Source organism: Rhodopseudomonas sp. BR0M22, assembly GCF_010907035.1.
Lineage (GTDB): Bacteria > Pseudomonadota > Alphaproteobacteria > Rhizobiales > Xanthobacteraceae > Rhodopseudomonas.
In genome coordinates, this window is sequence record NZ_QUMK01000008.1 from 76,765 (window position 1) to 98,860 (window position 22,096).

The window sequence follows — 22,096 nt, forward strand, 5'->3', positions numbered from 1 at the left end:
AAGGAGAGTGTGATGGCGACTGCAGCGGCATCGGTGGTGACGTCCGAGACCGGGGATCTTCGTGCTTTCATGGCGGCCAACCCGGCCGCCGTGATCGAGGAGGTCGCCAAGCAGTGGAGTGTGTCGCCGCTCGCGGTGATCGAGGCGCTGCCGGACGGCATGGTCCGGCTCGGGCCGGGCGACGGATTCGTCGCGGCGATGAACGACATCGCGGCCTGGGGCGAGGTGACGCTGATCGTCCACACCGAGGATGCGATCTTCGAATTCACCGGCCAAGTGCCGCGCGGCGAAGTCAGTCGCGGTTATTTCAACCTGATGCAGCCGAAGGGGCTGCACGGCCATCTGCGTCACGACAACTGCGGCGCGATGGCGTTCGTCGAGCGCCCGTTCATGGGTAAGGCCAGCGCCTTCGTGGCGTTCCTCAACCGCGACGGCGGCATCATGTTCAAGGTGTTCGTCGGTCGCGACGCCAATCGCGAGCTGCGCGGCGATCAGCTCGCACGATTTCATGCGCTCGCTGAGCAGTTCAGCGAGGCGCGCAATGCGTAAACCCCAAGGCGCCGCGGCTCGATCGGCCGGTGCTGCGATTGCGGCACTGGCCGTCGTCGCCGCGGCGCTGCCGGGGGAGGCTTGCGCCGCGGCGGCCGATCTGGCGACGCTGCCGCGCGACCTGTCGCCGTGGGGCATGTTCCTCGGCGCCGACGTGGTGGTGAAGACCGTGATGGTCGGTCTGGTCGCGGCGTCGCTGGCGGCGTGGACGGTGTGGCTGGCGAAGTCGATCGAACTGCGCCGCAACGTTGCGGTCGCCCGGCGTGGCCTCGACCGGCTGGAGAGCGACACCACGCTGCAGCAGGCCGCGGCCGAAACCGCCGATCAGCGCGACGCGGTGGCGCAGATGATTCACACCGTCGATCGCGAGGCCAGCCTGTCCGGCGGCGCTCACGACGACGGCTTTCGCGAGCGCGTGGCGCTGCGGCTGGAGCGGGTCGAGGCGGCGGAAGCGCGGCGCGCGGCGATCGGCACCGGGCTGCTTGCCAGCATCGGCGCGGTGGCGCCGTTCGTCGGTCTGTTCGGCACGGTGTGGGGGATCATGAACGCGTTCATCGGGATCTCGAAGGCTAACACGACCAATCTTGCGGTGGTGGCGCCGGGTATCGCCGAAGCGCTGCTGGCGACCGCGCTCGGCCTCGTCGCGGCGATCCCGGCGGTGGTGATCTACAATCATCTGACGCGGCGGGTGTCGGCGTATCGGGCGCTGCTCGGCGATGCGTCCGCGCAGCTCTTGCTGATGATCAGCCGCGAGGCGGCGCGACCGCCGATGCGGGCGCGTGCGGTGAGGTGAGAGCGATGGCTGCCAAGATAGCGGGCCGCCGCGGCGGTGGCGACGACGACATGGTCGAGGCGCACGAGATCAACGTCACGCCGTTCATCGACGTGATGCTGGTGCTGCTGATCATTTTCATGGTCGCCGCGCCGCTCGCCACGGTCGATGTCGGCGTCGATCTTCCGGCCAGCACCGCCGAGCCGCAGCAGCGGCCGGACAAGCCGGTGTTCGTCTCGTTGAAGCCGGATCTGTCCTTGGCACTCGGCGAGGACATCGTGCCGCGCGACGCGCTGGTTTCGGCGTTGGATGCCGCGACCGGTGGCAACAAGGACGAGCGGATCTTCCTGCGCGCCGACAAGGCGGTGAGCTACGGTGATCTGATGGCGGCGATGAATCTGCTGCGCGATGCCGGTTATCTGAAGGTGGCGCTGGTCGGTCTGGACGGCCACGCCGCGCAGCCATGAACGCCCGCGCGCTGCACGACACCGCGGCGGCGCCGGGGGCGTCGCGCTGGCTGCTGTCGGCCGCGGTGATCGTCGGAGTCCACGCCGTGGCGGTCGCGGCGGCGCTGGCGTACTACACGCAGACGCCGCCGCCCGGCGAGCCGCTGGCCGCGATCATGGTCGACATGGCGCCCGTCACGGCGTCGCCGCAGCCGAGCTCGCTCGATCTCGCGCCGGGTCCGGAGATGCAGGAGGCCGAGGCGCCGCAACCGGAGCCGGAGCCCGAGCCGACGCCGCAGGCGACGACGGCACCGGAGATCGCGCCGACTCCGCCGCAGCCGAAGCCCGAGGTGGCGCTGCCGCCGGAAGCCAAAGCGGCGCCGGAGCCGGACAAGCCCCAGCCGGTGAAGATCGAGCAGCCGAAACCGGTCGAGCCGAAGCGCGAGCCACCGAAGCGGCGCGAGCGCACCGCCAAACAGCATCCCTCCGAACGACCGCCGGCACCGCGGACGACCTCGCCGCAGCGGGCGGAACGCCGCGCCGCCGATGCGATGGCGTCGCTCGCCGGTGCGCGCGCCGCCGCTGTGCTGCCGAGCTATCGTCAGCGTCTGGCGGCGCATCTGCAGCGGTTCAAGCGCTATCCGTCCGAGGCCCGCGCATCCGGCGTGCAGGGCACTGCCACGCTCAGCTTCACGGTCGGGCGCGGCGGCCAGGTGCTCGGCGCGCGATTAGCACGGTCGTCGGGCAGCGCCGCGCTCGATGCCGAAACCCTGGCAATGGTGCACAGGGCCCAGCCGTTGCCGGCATTCCCGCCCGAGATCACTCAGGCTTCGCTGAATTTCAGCGTGCCGGTGAATTTCTCGGTGAGGTAATTCGCGGTCACAGCGCTGCTACGCATCGTCGTCTTCTGCACCATCGATCGCCACGCGTCGTTAGTTTGGAACGATTCAGGGCGGCGATGCACAGAAACTACCGCCGCCAGCAGATCAAATCATGCATGTAGTTGCGTGCACGGCGCGCGACGCGAGACAGCGTGCGGCCGGAGTCGAACAGCCATGCGGAGGGAATGATGGCGAACGTCGATGCCGAGCAGCAATCGAAACACAACGAACCGTTCGACAGCGCGCGCAGTGAGGCCGAGCGGCCCGGGCTGGCGATGCGGGTCTGGGCGCGGCATCGGCTGCGTGAGCTCGCCGAGAGCGGTCGCCTCGGCATCGGCGTCGTGGCGGAACGCCGACGCGGCTGATCAGCCCGCACCGCGCCGCGCGTGAGCAGCGGTGCGGTGCCTCGTCGGTGAGGTGTTGCTGCGACGGATTACGCGCGTAGCGCTTCGGAGCGAGGGGGATCGATCCGAATCGCAGCCGACGCATCGCTGGCGCAGCGCGAGGCGGCGGTCTGAGCGGCAAGCAGCGAATCGAACGATTGACGCTCCAGCGCGTGGAAGTCGCGATGAGCGGCGAAGAAGCAATAATTGTCTCCCTCGCGAACCACGATACCCGCAGTGCGGGCGCGAACTTCGATGACGCAGGCGTCGGGCATTACATCTCACCGGAGTTCCGGTGCCTTCTTGGCTGCATCGAACGCAGGGGCATGATGCCGATCGTTCGACACGAGCGTGAGTGGTCGATCTAGACGCTTCGCAACGCTTAGGGTGACCGAACGTTCCGGCAGTTTCGATGTGTTCTACGGTCGCATTCGTCTTTGGTCGAAGCCCTGCGGCTACATCAGCAGCCCTTTGAGGCCGGCGGCGAACAAAACCACCGCCAGCGCGATCTGCAGCCCGCGGCCGGGCAGCCTGCCGGCTGACAGACCGCCGAGGATCACCGCGGGAATCGAACCGATCAGCAGGCTGACGAGCATTCCCCAATCCACCATGCCGACGATCAGATAGCCGGCGCCGGCGACGGTTGCGAGCGGGATGGCATGGGCGAGGTCGGTCGCCACCAGCCGATGCGGCAAGAGCCGGCGCGGATACAGATAAAGCAGCGCCACTGTGCCCAGCGCGCCGGCTCCGATCGAAGTGAGCGCCACCAATCCACCGAGTGTCGCGCCGGTCAGCACCGTCAGCGCGGTGCGATCCTGGGATGGCGATGTATCTTCGGTGCGTGACGACGGATACAGCGACGCGAGCAGGGCGGGTGCGAACACGATGCCGAGGGCGGTGACGATCACCACCACGCCGATGAGCCTGGTCAGCCACTCGGTCCGTCCGACTGGATCGGCGAGCGCGACGATCGCGACCATCAGTGCGGCGGCTGGAAGGCTTCCGGCCCACAGCCGGGTGACGATCCGCCAATCGATGTTGCCCTTGCGATTGTGCACTGTCGCACCGACCAGCTTGGTGATCGCGGCGAACCACAGATCGGTCGCGATCGCCACATGTGGCGCGATGCCGAACACCAGCAGCAGAATCGGCGTCATCAGCGCGCCGCCGCCGACGCCGGTGAGGCCGACGACGAATCCAGTGACCGCGCCTGCAAGCGCATAGCTCGGATCGATTGCGATGCCGTGGAAACCCGTCAGTTGATCGCCTCCCCATGGACGACGCGCGTCGCGCGCGACTCGGCCCGTCAGGTTGTACGCGGCGACGGCACGCCGCGGCAACGCAGGATCGTGGTTTCGGGGGACGGCGATGATGCTGCCGAGGCGGGATGCTGAGATCTCAGCGGGAAGGGGATGGTAGTTCTACTTGGGTGTTGATTTCGAACTAATTCGCTCGATTCGATCGAAGATGATTGGTTAGTGCTGCTGGAACCACGCCAATCGATGTCGCTTTCGTTCGCTGCACAGTGCGTGCAGAGTTCGCGCAGACAGGACGCTCACCGTAGGTCAGCCCTTGGCCCGGAGATCCTGCTGTCAGCGCCGAGACCTCCCCGGTAGGCGATGACTGGCCCCGGGGCTACCCCCGCCAGCCCTGGGGCCACCCTGTCTTCTCCGATGCACGCCGCGCCAGAAATCGTGCGCCTGTAGAGGCGATCTATTTGCGATTGATTTGCAGTTGCAAATAAATCAGAATGTTCCCTGTTTGAATTTTGCGGCGCTCTCGCCCGGTTGTGGTGCAGGATCGATGCACGTCGGATGCGGGGCACGAATGGGGCTTTCCGGGCCGGTGTTGGCGGCCCTTTCGGGGATCGGGATGGCGGACGGACAATCGGGATTGGCGGGCGCCAGGGGACGGCGGGGGCTCGCCCTAGCTGGGACGCGTCGCGGTGGCTTCTACGCAGCCCGGTCTTTGGTCGCTCTGCTGGCGGGCGCCGTGCCCGGGGTTGGCGAGGAGGCGCCAGACTGGCGCGGCGCTGCGCGGTCTCCGCAGCTTGCGGCGCCGCACGTCGCCGCCGACAAGCCGGAGACGGTGCCGGGCAGCCACCATGCCGAGGGTATCGACACCGAGCACATCTTCGGCTTCAGCATGGGCTCCGATATCGGGCGGCCGGGCGAGATCGAGGTCGAGCTGGAGAACGTCGCCGGTTTCGGTAAGCGCAGCGGCAGTTACGCGGCGCTCACAACGCTGACCCAGGTCAAATACACCCTGACCGATCGTCTCCGGATCGCTCCGGGCTTCGCGATCGGTGCGCAGCGGATCGATGCCGTTCCCGGCTACGACGACCGCCGACATCTGTCGTTCAACGGCGCTGGGTTCGAGGTTCGCTACAAGCTGATCGACCGCGAGGCTGCGCCGTTCGGACTGACGCTGCAGGTTCAGCCGGGCTGGAGTCGCGTCGACGAGGGCAGCGGCGTGCGGATCGAGCAGTACGGTGCCGAATTCGCCGCCTTGTTCGACCGCGAACTGATCAAGGACCGGCTGTTTGCCGCTTTCAACGTCTGGTACGGCACCGCGGCGACCCGCGAGCACGGCACCGGCCTCTGGGGGCACGATTCCGAGCTGCAGCTTCATGGCGCGCTGTCCTATGCGTTCGCGCCGACCTTCGTCGCCGGCGTCGGGCTGCGCTATCTGCGTGCCTATGACGGCGGCGGGCTCGACCGGTTCGGCGGCGACGCGGTGTTCGTCGGCCCGACCTTTTCCTACGCGATCACCCCGACGCTCGGCGTCTCCGGAACTTGGCAAGTGCAGGTCGCCGGCCGGGCGCTCGGCGATCCGCAGCGGCTCGATCTCGATCACTTCGAACGTCACCAGGCGATGCTGCGGCTCAACGCGCATTTCTGAACCGGCGCAATGCGCCAATGCGGCAGCGCTGCGGCGTCACCATAATCTGGTCCAACTCCACAACTAACAGTCGCATCTGAACGCGGGGGCGTTGGTCGTGCGCAAGCTGCGCACCAGTTGGATGTCCAGATGCCCGAAGCCGTTTCTCCGGCCGCCAGTTCGTCGTCACAGTCTCCGTCGTCCGTCGCTCCGACCATGGTTCCGCCCTCGCTGCTGCTGTCGCGCGGCGTTGTGCGGCTCGAAGTGATGCTGAAACTGACGACCGCGATTCTGGCGCTGGCGGCCGGCGTCTACACCTATCTCGGCGTGCGCGACCTGCTCAACGGCAGCGCCACCACGGTGTTCTTCGCCGCCTTGATCTACTCGGTCGCGGTGTCGGTCGGCCTCTACGCGTTCTGGGTATTCCTGATGCAGTTCATGCCGCATGTCGTCGATCGCGCCGGCCGCGGGCTGATGTTCGGCTGCATGCTGCTCGGCTCGCTGATGATCGTGGCGATGTCGTCCTGGCTCAACGCCTCGGCGCTGGCCGGCGCGGCGGCGATCCGGCAGCATTTGGCGATCACGGTGCAGGACTACACACGCGATCTCGACGCCGCCAACACCAACGCGATTGCCGCGCAGGGGCTGCTGCCGGACATTCAGATCGCCGCGTCGCGGTTCGCCAAACTCGCCGAAGCCGAACGCACCGGCTCGCTCACCGGCACCGCCGGATCGGGCACGGTGGTGCAACTCCTGACCCAGATGTCGAGTCAGCTCGACAGCCTCGCCAAGGAGGTCGAAGCCTCCGGCAAGCGCGTCTCGACGCTGTTCGAAGAGGGCGGCAAGCATCTCGCCAAGATGCGCGAGCTGGTGTCCGACCGCGGCCCGATCGGCGAGCGCAGCGACGGCTTCGCCACCGAGTCGTTGGCGCTGATGGGGGTGATCGCCAATCTGCAGCAGACTTCGGTGGCGCCGGCGGTGAAACGCGCCGCGACCTCGCTGTCGTCCTCGTTCATCGCGCCGGCTGCGAGCGGACGCAGCGTCGATCTCGCCGACCGGCAGACCGCGGTGGTCGGCAAGGTCGAAGGGGCTGTGGCCGCGCAGGCGGCCTCGCTCGCTGCGGCGGCCGATGCGATTCTCGATCGTCCGAAAATCGAGCCGGCGCGGTTCCAGGCGATGTCGCCGGCCGAGGCGGTGCTGCGCTATGCGGGCGACTTCATCCCGAGCTGGGCCGGCGCGATCTCGATTGACCTGATGCCGGCGGTGCTGGTGTTGATCCTGTGCGTCGTCCACGCCGCGATCCGCCGCGAGGGACTGCCGGCCTCCCATGCATCGACCATGACCGCGGCGGAGCTGATGGCGGCGCTGCAGATGGCACGCGAGGTCGAGCAGGCCAGCCGTCAGGTAGCTGAGCCAGTCGCGCCGTTGGCGCCCGATCAGCCGGCCCCGACGGCCGAGACCGCAGCCGCAGCCGACGAGAACGTCACCGCGCTGGTCTCGGCGCGCCACGTCAAGTAACCGCATGACGACGTTGTCGCAGCGCGTCCATGTCTGGCTCTCCGGCAATCCGGAGGATGCGGTCTTGCGCCTGATCTTCCGGCTGCTGATCGTCGGCACCATCGCGGCACTCGGTTACGATCTTGCCGGCGCGCCAGCCGATCGTGACGGCGGCACGCAGCCGGACACGGCGCCGTTCAGCCTGCCGGCATTGCCTGCGGTGCTGTCGCCGTGGTTGCCGGACGGCGACCGCTTGACGCCGCTGCCTCAGCCCGGCGGCGCGCTGGGCGAGGCGATGACGTTCGAACTGGTCGGCGGCGGACGGTTGATGGCGACCGGGACGATCACGCCGGGCAGTGCGGAGGCTTTCGGCAAAGAGCTCGCGCGCCACGCCGAATACATCAAGACGGTGGTGCTGAATTCGCCCGGCGGTTCGGTGTCGGACGCGCTGTCGATGGGGCGGATGATCCGCGACCACAAGCTGGCCACCGAAGTCGAACCCGGCAAGTACTGCGCCTCGTCCTGTCCGCTTGTGCTGTTCGGCGGCACCGAGCGGCGTGTCGGCGCCAAAGCAGCGGTCGGGGTGCATCAGGTGTTCGCGCTCAAGAGCGCCGAGAGTGGCGCATCGCGCGACCAGATGAGCGACGCGCAGCGGATCTCGGCGCGCTGTCAGCGCTATCTGCGCGACATGGGGATCGATCTCGAGGTCTGGATCCGCGCAATGGAGACGCCGAAAGACCGGCTGTTCGTGTTCAAGCCCGAGGAACTGACCAAATACGGCATCGTCACCGCACCGGTCTCAGCGGCGAAGTCGTGATCCTCCGGCGTCTGCTGCCGGGTGCGACAACGGGCTTGGTTCCGTCTTTCGCTCCCTGACGTACATGAATTCTACGCATGAATTCCAATCGCACGCTCAGGTTCCCGCAACTTTTGCCGGGAACTGCCGTTTAATCGACCACATCAACGCTCACAGGATGTGCTCCATGAGGAAAACTGCTCTGGTTCTCGGAACTGTCGCCACCCTTGCGGTTGCTACCGTTGCGGCTCCGGCTCCGGCCGAAGCCCGGAACGGGATTGGTCCGTTCATCGGTGGTCTCGCTGCTGGCGCGCTGATCGCCGGTGTGGCCTCGTCGGCTTACGCCTACGGTCCGGGCTACGGCTATTACGGCGGCGGTCCTTACTACGGTGGCTACGGTTATGCGCCGCGTGTCGTGACCTATTACGGCGGTCCGGCGTATTATGGTGACGGGTGGGGGTGGGGCGGTCCGCGCTACTACTATCGCCCCCGTCCGGTGTATTACGGCTACCGCTCTTATTACCGGCCGTATCGTGCCTACGGCTATTACGGCGCGCCGGTGATCCGCGCCGGCTATGGCCCGGGCTGGCACCGCCGGCACTGGCATCATCATCGCCACTGGTAACCTCGATCCTCGGCAGGGCGGATCGTCCGTCCCTGCCGCGCGCGCACGGTCAGGCCGTCGGCCTGATCGCTGCGCGTTGCATCGCCTGTGTCAGCGCGGTGCGCATCGTTTCCAATGTGTAGGGCTTCTGCAGTAACGGGAATCCTTCGCTCAGCGCCGAAGCGGACCGGTCGCTGTAGCCCGACGCCAGGATCACCGGCGTTTCTGGATGGTGCTCGCGGATCAGCCGTGCCAGCTCCAGGCCGCTCATGCCCGGCATCACGATGTCGCTGAACACCAGATCGATATCGCGGCGGCGGTTGAGAACCTCGATCGCGGCTTCGGCGCAGTTGGCCGGGACCACCGTGAAGCCGCATTGCGCCGCGTAGTCCGCCGCAACTGCGGCGACGTCCGGGTGATCCTCCACAAGCAGCAGCGTCTTGGGCGTTTCGGCGCCGCGCACCTCCATCTGGGGGGCGGATTCGTCGCGCGCCGGCGCTTCCGACGTCAGCGGCAGGAACAGATCGAACCGGGTGCCGCGGCCGACTTCGCTGTCGACCGTGATGGCGCCGCTCGATTGCTGGACGAAACCGTAGATCTGGCTGAGGCCGAGACCGGTGCCGCGATCGACCGGCTTGGTCGTGAAGAACGGTTCGAACACCCGCTCGCGGATGTCGTCCGGGATGCCGACGCCGGTGTCGGCGAACGACAGGATGGCGTAGCGGCCGGTGAGCCGGCGCGGGCCGAAATTCTTCAGCGTCTCGGTGTGGATCGAGATGGTGATGCGTCCGCCCTCGGGCATCGCGTCGCGCGCGTTGAGCGTGAGGTTGAGCAGCGCGATCTCGAATTCGTTGGGATCGATCATGACCACGACCGGCCCGCTCGGCAATTCGATGGTGAGGCCGATGTCGCTGCGCACCGACTGCCGCAGCACGTCGGCGAATTTGTGCAGGGCTTCGCCGAGATCGATCGCCTTGGCGGCGACGTTGTGGCGGCGCGAGAACGACAGTAACTGCCGGGTCAGCGCCGTGCCCTTGGCGACGGCCGAGTCGATCATGTCGAAGCTGCGGATGTCCTGAAGGTCGTCGTGACGGCGCCGGAGTTTCTGCACCGAGCCGCCGACCACCATCAGCAGATTGTTGAAATCGTGCGCGACGCCGCCGGTGAGGCGGCCCAGCGACTCCAGCCGCTGCGCCTGCTTCAGCGCGTTTTCCGCAGCTTGGCGGCGGTCGGCCTCTTCGTACAGCTTCTGCGTCCGCCGCATCGCCAGCATCACGATCGCGATCAGCGCGGCGGTCGCCGGCAGGCCGACCAGCAGATAGGCGCCGATCTGCGCCACCCACATCGAGCGGATCGCGCGGGTCTCCAGGCCGGCGAACACGTAAACCGGCAGGTTAGGCAGCTTGCGGAAGGCGACGCGGCGCTCGATGCCGTCGAGCGACGACACCGTGGTCATGCGGCCCTCGTTGTGGCCCTCGCTGATCGCCTGGCCGACGATCCCGTCGGGCTTGACCGAGAGGTCGGTGCGATCGATCTCGGGCATTCGCGCCAGGATGGTGCCGTCGTCGCGCACCAGGGCGACGAAACTGCCGTCCTCGCGGCCGACCTTGGCGTAGAAGCCCTCGAAGTAATCCGGCAACACCGAGGCCTGGATCACGCCCGCGAAGCTGCCATCCGGCGCGTCACGGCGGCGGCTGACACTGAAGAACGGCGCCCCATCGAACGGCGGGCGCGGCTCCAGCACGCGGCCGACATACAGGCCGTCGTCCTTGCCGAGATGCGCCTTGAAATAATCGCGATCGGACAGATCGGGGTGTGACGCCGGAACCTGCATGGTGGTGACCAGCGGGCGCCCGGTCTTGTCGAAGATCCACATCGACTTGATCTGCTCGGAGCCGCCGACCAGGCGCTTCAGCCGGTCGTGCAATGCGTGTTCGGCGGCGCGAATCTGGTCGTCCGACATGTCGCGGACGATCTCGGCGGTCTCGGCGATCGACCGCTGCACCGACTCGAAGATCTTCAGCGCATGCTCGGTGACGACATCGCGTGTCTTGTCGATCTGGCGGTCGGCATTGGCGTCGTTGGTGCGATAGGACAGCCACGAGGCATAGCTGAACAGCGCGATCGGCAGCACCACGGATGCGACCAGGATCGCGCGGAGCAGCCGCAGTGAATCACGCTGTGCGGCCAGCATGGGGCGGGAGCTTCCAGAGCGGGGCCATGAGCGGATCGATGATGCACCTTCGAGGATCGAGCAACGCTCTTGCAACTCAGTGGCGGCAAAAGCAGGGCGGGAACCGCAAGGCGCCCCCCGCCGATCGACCATCTATCGCCCCGGCGCAGGTTGAAGTAAACAGCGGAACTTACAGTGATTTGCCCGGCGGCGGTCGCCGTCTGACGAGCACGGGAGCCGTCGATGCGTGTTTTGACCCTCGGCCTGTCGCTGATGCTGATTGCCGGCAGCAGCCCCTCGCTTGCCGCCGATGCGCAGAACGGTGAGACGCTGGCCACGCGCTGGTGCAACGGTTGCCACGTCGTCTCGGACGAGCAGCGCAAGGGCAGCGACATGGCGCCGTCGTTCGCCGCGATCGCCTCGCAGCCGAGTTTCAACGAAGAGAGGCTGGCGTTCTTCCTGCTCGAACCGCATCCGAAGATGGCCAACATGGCGCTGAGCCGAAGCGACACCAAGGATCTGGCAGCCTATATCGCGGGGCAGAAGCACCGCTGACGCGAGTAACGGCCGCGCCAGGAGCCAGCGCCTCGACGCAAGGCGGTTCCGGTGTTTCCCGGCATCCTCGCCGCCAGCAAGGGCTGACCGCGGGTGCGAGGATTGACCAACTCACCATTCTACAATGCGGACCACATTGCGTTTCGCGACGTGGTACGGCGTTTCGTCCAGAATGAAATCGAGCCGTTTGCGACCGAGTGGGACGAAGCCGGCGGCTTCCCGCGCGAGCTGTACGAGAAGGCCGCGGCGATCGGGCTGCTGGGCCTCGGTTTTCCGGAAGAATACGGCGGCACGCCGTGCGATCAGTTCATGTGGATCGTCGCCACCCAGGAGCTGGCGCGGGCGGCGGCCGGCGGCGTCAGCGCCAGCCTCAACAGCCATTCGATCGGCGCGCCGCCGATCGCGCGTGCCGGCTCGGCCGAGCTGAAGGCGCGGGTGCTGCCGGAGATCCTGGCGGGCAAGAAAATCTCGGCGCTGGCGATCACCGAACCGTCGGGCGGCTCCGACGTCGCCAACCTGCGCACCCGAGCGGTGCGCGACGGCGATCACTACGTCGTCAACGGTGAGAAGACCTTCATCACCTCCGGCATGCGGGCCGACTACATCACAACCGCGGTGCGGACCGGCGGCGACGGGCCGGGCGGTGTCAGCCTGCTCTTGATCCCCGGCGATACGCCCGGACTGACGCGGACTCCGCTGAAGAAGATGGGGTGGTGGGCGTCCGACACAGCGACACTGCATTTCGACAATTGCCGCGTCCCGGCCGCCAATCTGCTCGGCACCGAGGGCGCCGGCTTCATGATCATCATGATGAACTTCAACAGCGAGCGGCTGACGATGGCGGCGGGCTGCATCGCCGCCTCAAAGGTCTGCCTCGACGAGGCGACGGAATACGCCAAGCAGCGCGTCACCTTCGGCAAGCCGCTGGTGAAGCATCAGGTGATCCGCCACAAGCTGGTCGACATGGCGCAGAAGATCGCCGCCTCACAGGCGATGCTCGAGCTGCTCGCCTGGCGCGTCGATCAGGGCGAAAGCCCGATCGCCGAAATCTGCATGCTGAAGAACCAGGCGACGCAGACGATGGCGTTCTGCGCTTCCGAAGCGGTGCAGATCTTCGGCGGCGCCGGCTACATGCGCGGCGTCAAGGTCGAGCGGATCTATCGCGACGTCAAGGTCAACGCCATCGGCGGCGGCACCGAGGAAATCATGAAGGACCTCGCCAGCCGGCAGATGGGGCTTTAGCCTCACACCGTCATTCCGGGGCGCGCGCAGCGCGAACCCGGAATCCCGAGGTGATAACGACGAACGATAATAACAAGCGAGATTCCGGGTTCGCCCGCCTGCGGCGTGCGCCCCGGAATGACCAGGGAAGAAGCCAGATGCTGTTCAGCCAGGACCACGACGAACCGCGCCGCATTCTGCAGAAGTTCATTCAGAGCGACATCAATCCGCACGTCGACGAGTGGGAAAACGCCGGCATCTTCCCCGCGCACGAACTGTTCAAGAAGCTCGGGGACCTCGGCTTCCTCGGGCTGAACAAGCCGGTGGAATATGGCGGGCAGGGGCTCGATTACTCCTACGCGGTGATGATGGCGGAGGAGCTCGGCGCGATCAATTGCGGCGCGGTGCCGATGGCGATCGGCGTGCAGACCGACATGGCGACGCCGGCGCTAGCGCGGTTCGGCTCCGACGAGCTGCGCAAGGAATTTCTGGCGCCGTCGATCGCCGGCGACTACGTCGCCTGCATCGGCGTGTCGGAGCCGGGCGCGGGTTCGGACGTCGCCTCGATCAAGACCACGGCGAAATCCAACGGCGAAGACTACGTGATCTCCGGCGGCAAGATGTGGATCACCAACGGCACCCAGGCCGATTGGATTTGCCTGTTGTGCAACACCGGCGAGGGCCCGGTGCATCGCAACAAGTCGCTGATCTGCGTGCCGATGAAGACCAAGGGCGTCACGATCGCGCGCAAGCTCGACAAGCTCGGGATGCGCTCGTCCGACACCGCGCAGATCTACTTCGACGAGGTGCGGGTGCCGAAGCGCAACCGGATCGGCGAGGAGGGCAAGGGCTTCACCTATCAGATGGTGCAGTTCCAGGAGGAGCGGCTGTGGGGCGCGGCGGCGTGCCTCAAGGCCCACGAGAAGACGATCCAGAACACCATCGAGTATACCCGCGGCCGCAAGGCGTTCGGCAAGCCGTTGCTCGACAACCAGGTGATCCACTTCCGTCTCGCCGAGCTGCAGACCGAGGTCGAGCTGCTGCGCTCGCTGGTGTATCGTGCCGCCGAAGCGCTGGTTGCCGGTGAGGATGTTACCCAGCTCGCCACCATGGCCAAGCTCAAGGCCGGCCGTTTGGGGCGCGAAGTGCCCGACGCCTGCCTGCAGTTCTGGGGCGGCATGGGCTTCATGAACGAGACACTGGTGAGCCGGTCCTATCGCGACAGCCGCCTCACCGCGATCGGCGGCGGCGCCGACGAAGTGATGCTCGGCATTCTGTGCAAGATGAACGGCACGCTGCCGGGGAAGGCGTAAGCGCGTGACCGCAGCCGCGGTTCACCTCTCCCCGCGCGCGGGGAGAGGTCGGATTGCGCAGCAATCCGGGTGAGGGGGCGTATCCGCGAGTCGGAGAGGCAGTGCTTGCGTCGCCCCTCACCCCAGCCCTCTCCCCGCAAGGGCGGGGCGAGGGAGCGCGCTGTGCGATTGGCTGTGGCGATGCTAACAAACAATGACAGGGAGAACACATACCCATGATCACGCTGTATCACTGCCACGGTGCGCGGTCGTTTCGGCCGCTGTGGATGCTGGAGGAGATGGGGCTCGATTACGAGCTGAAGATGTTGCCGTTTCCGCCCCGGGCGCTCGCCAAGGAGTATCTGGCGATCAATCCGCTGGGCACCATTCCGTTCATGATCGACGGCGACACCAAGATGACGGAGTCGTCCGGCATCTGTCAGTATCTCGGCACGCGCCACGGCCCGACGCCGTTGGTGGTCGGGGTCGATGATCCGGCCTATGGCTCGTACCTCAATTGGATGTTCTTCTCCGACGCGACGCTGACCTTCCCGCAAACTCTGGTGCTGCGCTACGGCACGCTGGAGCCGGCGGAACGGCGTCAGCCGCAGGTGGTCGAGGACTACGGCAAGTGGTTCCTTGGCCGGCTGCGCGCTGTCGAGGCCGCGGCCGGGCAGGGCGACTACCTCTGCGCCGGTCGGTTCACCGCGGCCGACGTGGTGATCGGCTACGCGCTGCGGCTGGCGAGTAATCTCGGCCTCGCCAAGGATTTTGGCCCGAACGTGACAGCTTACTGGGCCCGGCTGCAGCAGCGAGACGGCTATCAGCGGGCTCTGGAAGCTGAAACCCGTGCCGGCGAAGAGCAAAAGGTGCCGAAACGGGCCTGAACTCCGACGTCGCGTCCCCGGCGAGAGGCTCCGCCGGGGACGGAACTTCCGCGTCATCTCGCCCGGTGACAACGCCGGGCGTTGCTGTATTGTCCGTGATGCTCCGCGAAGAGGGCACCGCAGAACAATGCGGCAACGGGCGACAACCCGCCCCGGGAGGACCGATGACGAACGACGACTGTCCGGATTCCGGCCATCTGATGCTGATCAGCCCGGAACGGGTGTTTTATGCCGGCCTGCTTGGCCGTCCGCGACGCCGCACCAGCGGCGGCTACGCGATCTATGTTTCGATGCAGGGCAGTTTGCGGGTGACGATCGAGGGCCGGCCCGAACAGGTCGGCGCGGTCGCGTTCGTGCCGCCGTATCTGCCACACAACGTCGAATCGGATTCGCGCTGCATCATCAGCCTGGTGATCGAGCCCGAAACCGTGCTGCCGGCGCCAATGGCAGCCCTGGGAGCGCGGATTGCCGGGCCCACTGCGCCGGCACTCGCGAGCCGGATCCGCCAGGCTTATCGGGCTCTGGTCGAGACCGGGCGCCGCGACGGCTTCACAACGTCCGAATTCGACGATTTGTTCTTCGGCGAACCGCTGCCGGCGCGCGCGATTGATCGGCGTGTCGCCCGTGCGATCGCCCGCATCAACGACGTCGGCACCGACACCGTCAGCGCCGAGGATTGTGCCAGCGCCGCCAACCTGTCGCAGTCGCGCTTCCTGCATCTGTTCAAGGACGAGACCGGCGTCTCGTTCCGCGCCTTCCGCGCCTGGAAGCGGGCGCGGCATCTGCTGCACTTCGTCAACTCCGATATCAACCTCGCGCATCTGGCGCAGGACATCGGCTATCCGGACTCGACGCACTTCAGCCATTCGATCCGGCGCTTCTACGGCCTGCAGCCGCGCGCGATCTTCTCCGGCTCGCGCCATTTGGCGATCTGGCGCAGCGATCCGCACAGCATGCGTGTCGCCGAACTGCGGCACGGCCGCACCTAGCCACTGCACTCAGCGCGTCGGCGCAAGATACGCCGGCGCGTGCTCAGCATCATTCTGCCCAACATGGTTCGCGTCGCAATCCCAGGCGGCGCTACAGCAACCTGAAAGGGCTGGAAGCGAATGAGCGACAAGGCGGTGATCACCTGCTCGCTGAACGGCGTGCTGACCGATCCGAAGCAGCACCACGTCCCGGTGACGCCGGAACAGATGGCCCGCGAGGCCAAGGCGGCCTATGATGCCGGTGCTGCCATCGTTCATATCCATCTGCGCGATCAGCGCCCCGACAAGGGCCATCTGCCGAGCTGGGACGTCAACGTCTCGCGCGAGATCCAGCAGGCGATCCGCGACGCCTGCCCGGGCATCATCATCAACCACACCTCCGGCACCTCGGGTCCGAACTACCAGGGCCCGCTCGCTTGCATCCGCGAGACCAAACCGGAGATCGCCGCCTGCAACGCCGGTTCGCTGAATTACCTTAAGGTCAAGGCCGACAACACCTGGGCCTGGCCGCCGATGATGTTCGACAATTCGGTCGAAAAGATCGCGGACTTCCTCGGCGCGATGAAGGACGCCGGGACCATCCCTGAGTTCGAATGCTTCGACGTCGGCATCGTGCGCTGCGTCGGCATGTATGTGCAGACCGGGATGTATGCCGGCCCGCTCGAATACAACTTCGTGATGGGCGTCGCCTCGGGCATGCCGGCCGATCCCGAATTGCTGCCGATCCTCTTGAAGCTCAAGCGCCCCGAAGCGCATTGGCAGGTCACCGCGATCGGCCGCGCCGAGATCTGGCCGCTGCATCAGGCCTGCGCCGACCTCGGCGGCCATCTGCGCACCGGGCTCGAAGACACGTTCTATCTGGCCAATGGCGAGAAGGTGACCTCGAACGGGCAGTTGATCGAAGAGATCGCCGGCTGCGCCCGCCGGGCAGGGCGTGAGATTGCCTCGCCCGAAGAGGCGCGCAAGATCTTTGGTGTGCTGCACTAATCACGAGTCATTCCGGGGCGCGCGTAGCGCGAACCCGGAATCCCGCGATGTTCTGCGCGTGTCGAGATTCCGGGTTCGCGCTGCGCGCGCCCCGGAATGACCAGGTGGACAGGCTCTATCATCAAGCAGCCGGAAGAGCTGCCTCACCTCGAGGGAGTGAACCATGACCAGTCTTGAAGCGACCGGCGGCGTGCCGGGGCCGGGGCGGATCGGCCGCGTGGCGATCGGCGACATCTTGCGTAAATCGGCGAAGCGGTTTCCGAACCGCATCGCACTGACCGACGGCGCCCGTCAGGTCAGCTATGGCGAACTCGAACGCGACGCCAACCGCTTCGCCAATGCTCTGGTCGCGCGCGGGCTGCAGCCGGGCGCCAAGATCTCGACGATCTGCAACAACTCGGTCGAGTTCGTCAAAGCGCTGTTCGGCATTCATCGTGCTGGCCTCGTCTGGGTGCCGATCAACACCATGCTCGGTCCGGACGACATGAGCTACATCCTCGACCACGCCGGCGTGAAGGTTGCGGTGATCGACGACAATCTGCACGGCCAGCCGGAGCGCCGCGCTGCGCTGGAAGCGCGCGGCATCGATCTGATCGCTGTCAATCTGGCCGGCAAGGCCGCCGAAACCGGACTGCCGACCTTCGATCAACTGCTCGACGGCCAGTCCGAGATCGAGCCTGAAGTGGCGTTCGACGATCGCGATCTGGCGATGATCATCTACACCTCGGGCACCACCTCGCGGCCGAAGGGGGCGATGCACGGCCACCTTGCGGTGACGATGGCGGCGATGAGCAATGCGATCGAGATGCAGCTGTCGCGCACTGACGGCATCACCGGACAATTTCCGCTGTTCCACTGTGCCGCTCATGTCGTGCTGCTGAGCTATCTGATCGTCGGCGGCAAGATGGCGCTGATGCGCGGCTTCGATCCGGTCGCCTGCATGGAGGCGATCCAGCGCGACAAGCTCACCGTCTTCATCGGCCTGCCGCTGATGTATCAGGTGATCCTCGACCATCCGCGGCGCAAGGAGTTCGATCTCTCGACCCTGCGTTGCTGCATCTACACCATGGCGCCGATGCCGCGGCCGCTGCTGGAACGCGCGATCGCCGAGCTCTGCCCGACCTTTGTCCAGCCGTCGGGGCAGACCGAGATGTATCCGGCGACGACGATGTCGCAGCCGGACCGCCAGCTCGCTCGCTTCGGCAATTACTGGGGCGAGTCGACGCTGGTCAACGAGACCGCGATCATGGACGACGCCGGCAACCTTCTCGGCGTCGGTCAGGTGGGGGAGATCGTGCATCGCGGCCCCAACGTGATGCTCGGTTATTACAAGGATCCCGAAGCTACGGAAGCTGCGCGAAAATTCGGCTGGCACCACACCGGTGATCTGGCGCTGATCGACGAGCACGGCGAGGTGCTGTTCCTCGACCGCAAGAAGGACATGATCAAGTCAGGCGGCGAGAACGTCGCCTCGGTCAAGATCGAGGAAACGCTGCTGGCGCACCCGGCGGTGATGAATGCCGCGGTTGTCGGCCTGCCGCATCCGCAATGGGGCGAGGCGGTGTCCGGCTTCGTCAAGCTCAAGCCCGGTGCGGCTGCGACCGAGGCCGAGATCATCGAGCACTGCAAGAAGCATCTCGGCGGCTTCCAGGTGCCGAAGCTGCTCCGCATCGTCGACGACATGCCGATGACCGCGACCGGCAAACTGCGCAAGGTCGAACTGCGCAGCGCCTACACCGATCACTTCATGCTCGGGCAGACGGGGTGATTCACCGTCATTCCGGGGCGCGCCGCGACGCGGCGTGAACCCGGAATCCCGAGGTTCAGAACACATCGAGATTCCGGGCTCGCGACCTGCGGTCGCGCCCCGGAATGACGGAAACGACTAAGGGAAGCGTGAATGGCAATCATCGAATCCACCGTAGCGCCGGGGAGTGAGGGCTTCAGGGCCAATCGCGACGGCATGCTGGCGCTGATCGAGCGGATGCGGATGCTGGAGGCGCGGGCGCGGACGCTGTCGGCAGGCTCCGCCGAGCGCTTCCACAAGCGCGGGCAACTCCTGCCGCGCGAGCGCGTCGCGCTGGTGCTCGATCCCGGCACACCGTTCCTCGAACTGTCGACGCTCGCCGGCTACATGTTCGACACCGCCAACGCCGACAAGAGCGTGCCCGGCGGCGGTGTGATCGGCGGCATCGGCTATGTGGCCGGCATCCGCTGCATGATCAGCGCCAACGATTCCGGCATCGACGCCGGTGCGCTGCAGCCGTTCGGGCTCGACAAGACGCTGCGGATTCAGGAGCTGGCGCTGGAGAACAGGCTGCCGTTCGTGCAACTGGTGGAAAGCGCGGGCGCCAATCTGCTGCGCTACCGCGTCGAGGACTTCGTCCGCGGCGGCAACATCTTCCGTAATCTGGCGCGAATGTCCGCCGCCGGACTGCCGGTGGTGACGGTGACGCATGGCTCATCCACCGCGGGCGGCGCGTATCAGACCGGCCTGTCCGACTATATCGTGATGGTGCGCGGCCGGACCCGGGCGTTTCTCGCAGGGCCGCCTTTGCTCAAGGCGGCCACCGGCGAGATCGCCACCGAGGAAGAACTCGGCGGCGCCGAAATGCACACCTCGATTTCCGGTCTCGGCGATTACCTCGCCGAAGACGACCGGGACGCGCTGCGGATCGCGCGCGACATCATGGCCGGGCTGCCATGGGACCGCTACGGTCCGGGGCCGGATCCCGCGACCTATCACCCGCCGCTGTACGATCCGGAAGAACTGCTCGGCATCATGCCGATGGATCACAAGCGTCCGGTCGACATGCGCCAGGTGATCGCGCGGGTCGTCGACGACTCCGACTTCACCGAGATGTCGCCGAACTACGGCCCCGCCACGGTGGTCGGCCAGGCGCGGATCGCCGGCATGGCGATCGGCATCATCACCAACAACGGTCCGCTCGATCCGGCCGGCGCCAACAAGGCGACGCATTTCATCCAGGCCTGCTGCCAGTCGCGCACCCCGATCCTGTATCTCAACAACACCACCGGCTACATCGTCGGCCGCGCCTATGAGGAAGCCGGCATGATCAAGCACGGCTCCAAGATGATCCAGGCGGTGACCTCGGCCACCGTGCCGCAGATCACGATCTATTGCGGCGCTTCGTTCGGCGCCGGCAATTACGGCATGTGTGGCCGCGGTTTCCATCCGCGGTTCTGCTTCTCCTGGCCCAACGCCAAGACCGCGGTGATGGGCGGCGAGCAGGCCGCCGAAACCATGGCGATCGTCGCCGAGGCCGGCGCGGCGCGGAAGGGCGTGCCGGTCGACCGCGAAAAGCTCGATCAGATGAAGGCCGGTATCACCGCGGTGTTCAACGGCCAGATGGACGTGTTCGCGACCTCGGCGCGGATGCTCGACGACGGCGTGATCGACCCCCGCGACACTCGCGCCGTGCTCTCCGAAGTATTGGCGATCTGTCGTGAGAGCGAAGCGCGCGAGCCGCAGCGCATGCAGTTCGCGGTGTCCCGGCCATGAGTGTGACCCGTATGTTGAAGCTGACGCCGTTCTCCAAGATCCTGATCGCCAACCGCGGCGAGATCGCGCTGCGGGTGATGCGCAGTGCCCGCCGGCTGGGATATGGTGTGGTCGCCGTTTATTCCGACGCGGATCGCGACGCCGCCCACGTTCGCGCCGCCGATGAGGCCGTGGCGATCGGCGGTGCGCAGCCGTCGCAGTCGTACCTGAACATCCCGGCGATCATCCAGGCAGCGAAGACTGCGGGCGCCGACGCGGTGCATCCCGGCTACGGATTCCTCGCCGAGAACGAAGACTTCGCCGCTGCCTGCCGCGATGCGGGGCTGGTCTTTATCGGACCGTCGGCGGAGTCGATTGCCGCGATGGGCAACAAGGCCGGCGCCAAAGAGATCATGCTGAAGGCCGGCGTGCCGTGCGTGCCGGGCTATCAGGGCGAAGACCAGAGCGACGCTGCGATGATCCGCGAAGCCGAGCGGATCGGCTTTCCGATCATGATCAAGGCGGTGGCGGGCGGTGGTGGCCGCGGCATGCGGCTGGTGCAAGACGCTGCGGCGCTGCCCGATGCGCTGCGCAGTGCGCGCTCGGAAGCGCAGAGCGCGTTCGGCGATCCGACCGTCATCCTGGAGCGCGCGATCCTGCAGCCGCGCCACATCGAGATTCAGGTGTTCGGCGATCGCTATGGCGCCACCATCCATCTCGGCGAACGCGACTGTTCGGTGCAGCGCCGGCACCAGAAGCTGATCGAGGAGGCACCGTCACCGGCGGTGTCGGAAGCTTTGCGCGAGCAGATGGGCACTGTTGCCGTGAATGCCGTAAAGGCGATCGGCTACGAAGGCGCCGGCACGCTGGAGTTTCTGCTCGACGGCGAAGGCAACTTCTACTTCATGGAGATGAACACCCGGCTGCAGGTCGAGCATCCGGTGACCGAAGCGATCACCGGGCTCGATCTGGTCGAGCTGCAGCTTCGGATCGCCGCCGGCGAACCGCTGCCGCTGCGCCAGGACGATGTGACCTTCAAGGGCCACGCCATTGAAGTGCGGCTGTGCTCGGAGGATGCCGACCACGACTTCATGCCGCAATCGGGACGGATGGCGCTGTGGCGGATGCCGGGCGAGCTGCGGGTCGAGCACGCGCTGCAATCGGGTGCGGAGATTCCGCCGTATTACGACTCGATGATCGCCAAGGTGATCGCGGTCGGTGCCAGCCGGGATGAGGTGCGGCGCAAGCTGATCCATGGCCTCGACGGCACCATTGCCTTCGGTGTCACCACCAATCGCGGCTTCCTTGCCGCCTGTCTGCGCCACCAGGTGTTCGCCGCCGGGGAGGCGACCACGGCCTTCATCGGGCAGCATCGCGACGCGTTAGTACGGTCGCTGCCGGACGATGCGGTGCCGGCACCCGCGGTCGCGGCGCTGCTGCTCTACGTCACCGACCGCCACGCGCCGCCGCATCGGCCGGGCCGTTCGCTCGCGGCGGTGTTTCCGACCCGGCTCAAGTTCGAGCTCGACGGCGCGGAGCAGGCCTGCGAGGTGGTGCGTGAGCGCGACGGCAGCTACGTCGTGAGCCAGGAGGGGCAATCGATCAGCTTTGTGATCGAGGAGCTGTCCGCTGGCAGCGTCCGTTTCCAGGCGAAGGACCTCGGCGAGTCCGCGGTGTTCCAC

General features: G+C 66.6%; 21 protein-coding genes. 18 read left to right on the forward strand and 3 right to left on the reverse strand.

The genetic code is table 11. From position 1 onward, the window contains the following. The first annotated feature begins 12 nt into the window (after positions 1–12). The 5 genes from hutX to DY468_RS04205 all read left to right on the forward strand — a co-directional run bounded on the left by hutX (position 13) and on the right by DY468_RS04205 (position 3,013). A complete protein-coding gene (hutX, locus tag DY468_RS04185; RefSeq protein ID WP_164602651.1) occupies positions 13–549 on the forward strand; it encodes a heme utilization cystosolic carrier protein HutX in 537 nt (178 codons plus the stop codon). Then, a complete protein-coding gene (exbB, locus tag DY468_RS04190; protein ID WP_164602653.1) occupies positions 542–1,342 on the forward strand; it encodes a tonB-system energizer ExbB in 801 nt (266 codons plus the stop codon). Before hutX ends, exbB begins: the two co-directional genes overlap by 8 nt. Positions 1,343–1,347: 5 nt before the next feature. Next, positions 1,348–1,788 carry a TonB system transport protein ExbD gene (exbD, locus tag DY468_RS04195; RefSeq protein WP_164602655.1) on the forward strand — a complete coding sequence of 147 codons (441 nt, stop codon included), beginning with the start codon at positions 1,348–1,350 and terminating at the stop codon, positions 1,786–1,788. Further along, positions 1,785–2,639 (forward strand): energy transducer TonB, encoded by an 855-nt coding sequence (locus DY468_RS04200; protein WP_164602657.1) that lies wholly within the window; start codon positions 1,785–1,787, stop codon positions 2,637–2,639. Before exbD ends, DY468_RS04200 begins: the two co-directional genes overlap by 4 nt. Before the next feature lie 197 nt (positions 2,640–2,836). Beyond that, the gene (locus DY468_RS04205) at positions 2,837–3,013 is read left to right on the forward strand and encodes a hypothetical protein (protein WP_164602659.1); all 177 of its coding nucleotides are present in this window, start codon (positions 2,837–2,839) and stop codon (positions 3,011–3,013) included. A gap of 68 nt (positions 3,014–3,081) precedes the next feature. Here DY468_RS04205 and DY468_RS04210 read toward each other — a convergent pair whose 3' ends face one another. Both DY468_RS04210 and DY468_RS04215 read right to left on the reverse strand, forming a co-directional pair. Next, on the reverse strand, positions 3,082–3,306 hold the full coding sequence (locus DY468_RS04210) for a hypothetical protein (protein ID WP_164602660.1): 225 nt from the start codon (positions 3,304–3,306) through the stop codon (positions 3,082–3,084). 180 nt (positions 3,307–3,486) lie between these two features. After that, positions 3,487–4,371 (reverse strand): sulfite exporter TauE/SafE family protein, encoded by an 885-nt coding sequence (locus DY468_RS04215; protein ID WP_246700873.1) that lies wholly within the window; start codon positions 4,369–4,371, stop codon positions 3,487–3,489. Between the two features lie 652 nt (positions 4,372–5,023). Between DY468_RS04215 and DY468_RS04220 the strand changes: the two genes are divergently transcribed. The 4 genes from DY468_RS04220 (at position 5,024) to DY468_RS04235 (ending at position 8,829) form a co-directional block, all read left to right on the forward strand. Continuing rightward, positions 5,024–5,932 (forward strand): DUF6662 family protein, encoded by a 909-nt coding sequence (locus tag DY468_RS04220; protein ID WP_349644242.1) that lies wholly within the window; start codon positions 5,024–5,026, stop codon positions 5,930–5,932. 129 nt (positions 5,933–6,061) lie between these two features. Further along, a complete protein-coding gene (locus DY468_RS04225) occupies positions 6,062–7,429 on the forward strand; it encodes a hypothetical protein (protein WP_164602665.1) in 1,368 nt (455 codons plus the stop codon). Between the two features lie 4 nt (positions 7,430–7,433). Then, the gene (locus DY468_RS04230) at positions 7,434–8,225 is read left to right on the forward strand and encodes a COG3904 family protein (RefSeq protein WP_164602667.1); all 792 of its coding nucleotides are present in this window, start codon (positions 7,434–7,436) and stop codon (positions 8,223–8,225) included. A gap of 166 nt (positions 8,226–8,391) precedes the next feature. Next, a complete protein-coding gene (locus DY468_RS04235; protein WP_164602669.1) occupies positions 8,392–8,829 on the forward strand; it encodes a hypothetical protein in 438 nt (145 codons plus the stop codon). Between the two features lie 49 nt (positions 8,830–8,878). Here DY468_RS04235 and DY468_RS04240 read toward each other — a convergent pair whose 3' ends face one another. Then, positions 8,879–11,002: a hybrid sensor histidine kinase/response regulator family protein gene (locus DY468_RS04240; protein WP_164602671.1), complete on the reverse strand. Its 2,124-nt coding sequence runs from the start codon at positions 11,000–11,002 to the stop codon at positions 8,879–8,881. A gap of 222 nt (positions 11,003–11,224) precedes the next feature. Here DY468_RS04240 and DY468_RS04245 point away from each other — a divergent pair, with 222 nt between their 5' ends. From DY468_RS04245 to DY468_RS04285, 9 genes are all read left to right on the forward strand, one after another. Continuing rightward, entirely contained in the window at positions 11,225–11,536 is a 312-nt protein-coding gene (locus DY468_RS04245) for a c-type cytochrome (protein WP_164602673.1), read from the forward strand. A gap of 102 nt (positions 11,537–11,638) precedes the next feature. Continuing rightward, positions 11,639–12,778, forward strand: a complete 1,140-nt coding sequence (locus DY468_RS04250) for an acyl-CoA dehydrogenase family protein (protein WP_164602675.1) — start codon at positions 11,639–11,641, stop codon at positions 12,776–12,778. 137 nt (positions 12,779–12,915) lie between these two features. Continuing rightward, positions 12,916–14,070 (forward strand): acyl-CoA dehydrogenase family protein, encoded by a 1,155-nt coding sequence (locus DY468_RS04255; RefSeq protein ID WP_164602677.1) that lies wholly within the window; start codon positions 12,916–12,918, stop codon positions 14,068–14,070. Positions 14,071–14,285: 215 nt separating this feature from the next. Beyond that, positions 14,286–14,936 (forward strand): glutathione S-transferase family protein, encoded by a 651-nt coding sequence (locus DY468_RS04260; protein WP_164602679.1) that lies wholly within the window; start codon positions 14,286–14,288, stop codon positions 14,934–14,936. Positions 14,937–15,100: 164 nt separating this feature from the next. Beyond that, positions 15,101–15,925: a helix-turn-helix transcriptional regulator gene (locus DY468_RS04265; protein WP_164602681.1), complete on the forward strand. Its 825-nt coding sequence runs from the start codon at positions 15,101–15,103 to the stop codon at positions 15,923–15,925. Positions 15,926–16,045: 120 nt separating this feature from the next. Beyond that, the gene (locus tag DY468_RS04270) at positions 16,046–16,912 is read left to right on the forward strand and encodes a beta-keto acid cleavage family enzyme (RefSeq protein WP_164602683.1); all 867 of its coding nucleotides are present in this window, start codon (positions 16,046–16,048) and stop codon (positions 16,910–16,912) included. 163 nt (positions 16,913–17,075) lie between these two features. Then, complete coding sequence (locus DY468_RS04275) at positions 17,076–18,680, forward strand: AMP-binding protein (RefSeq protein ID WP_164602684.1); 1,605 nt, start codon at positions 17,076–17,078, stop codon at positions 18,678–18,680. A gap of 132 nt (positions 18,681–18,812) precedes the next feature. Beyond that, positions 18,813–20,435, forward strand: a complete 1,623-nt coding sequence (locus DY468_RS04280; RefSeq protein ID WP_164602686.1) for an acyl-CoA carboxylase subunit beta — start codon at positions 18,813–18,815, stop codon at positions 20,433–20,435. Beyond that, the coding region (locus tag DY468_RS04285) for an acetyl-CoA carboxylase biotin carboxylase subunit (RefSeq protein ID WP_205511906.1) at positions 20,432–22,096 on the forward strand (1,665 nt) is incomplete at its 3' end. The genes DY468_RS04280 and DY468_RS04285, both read left to right, overlap by 4 nt.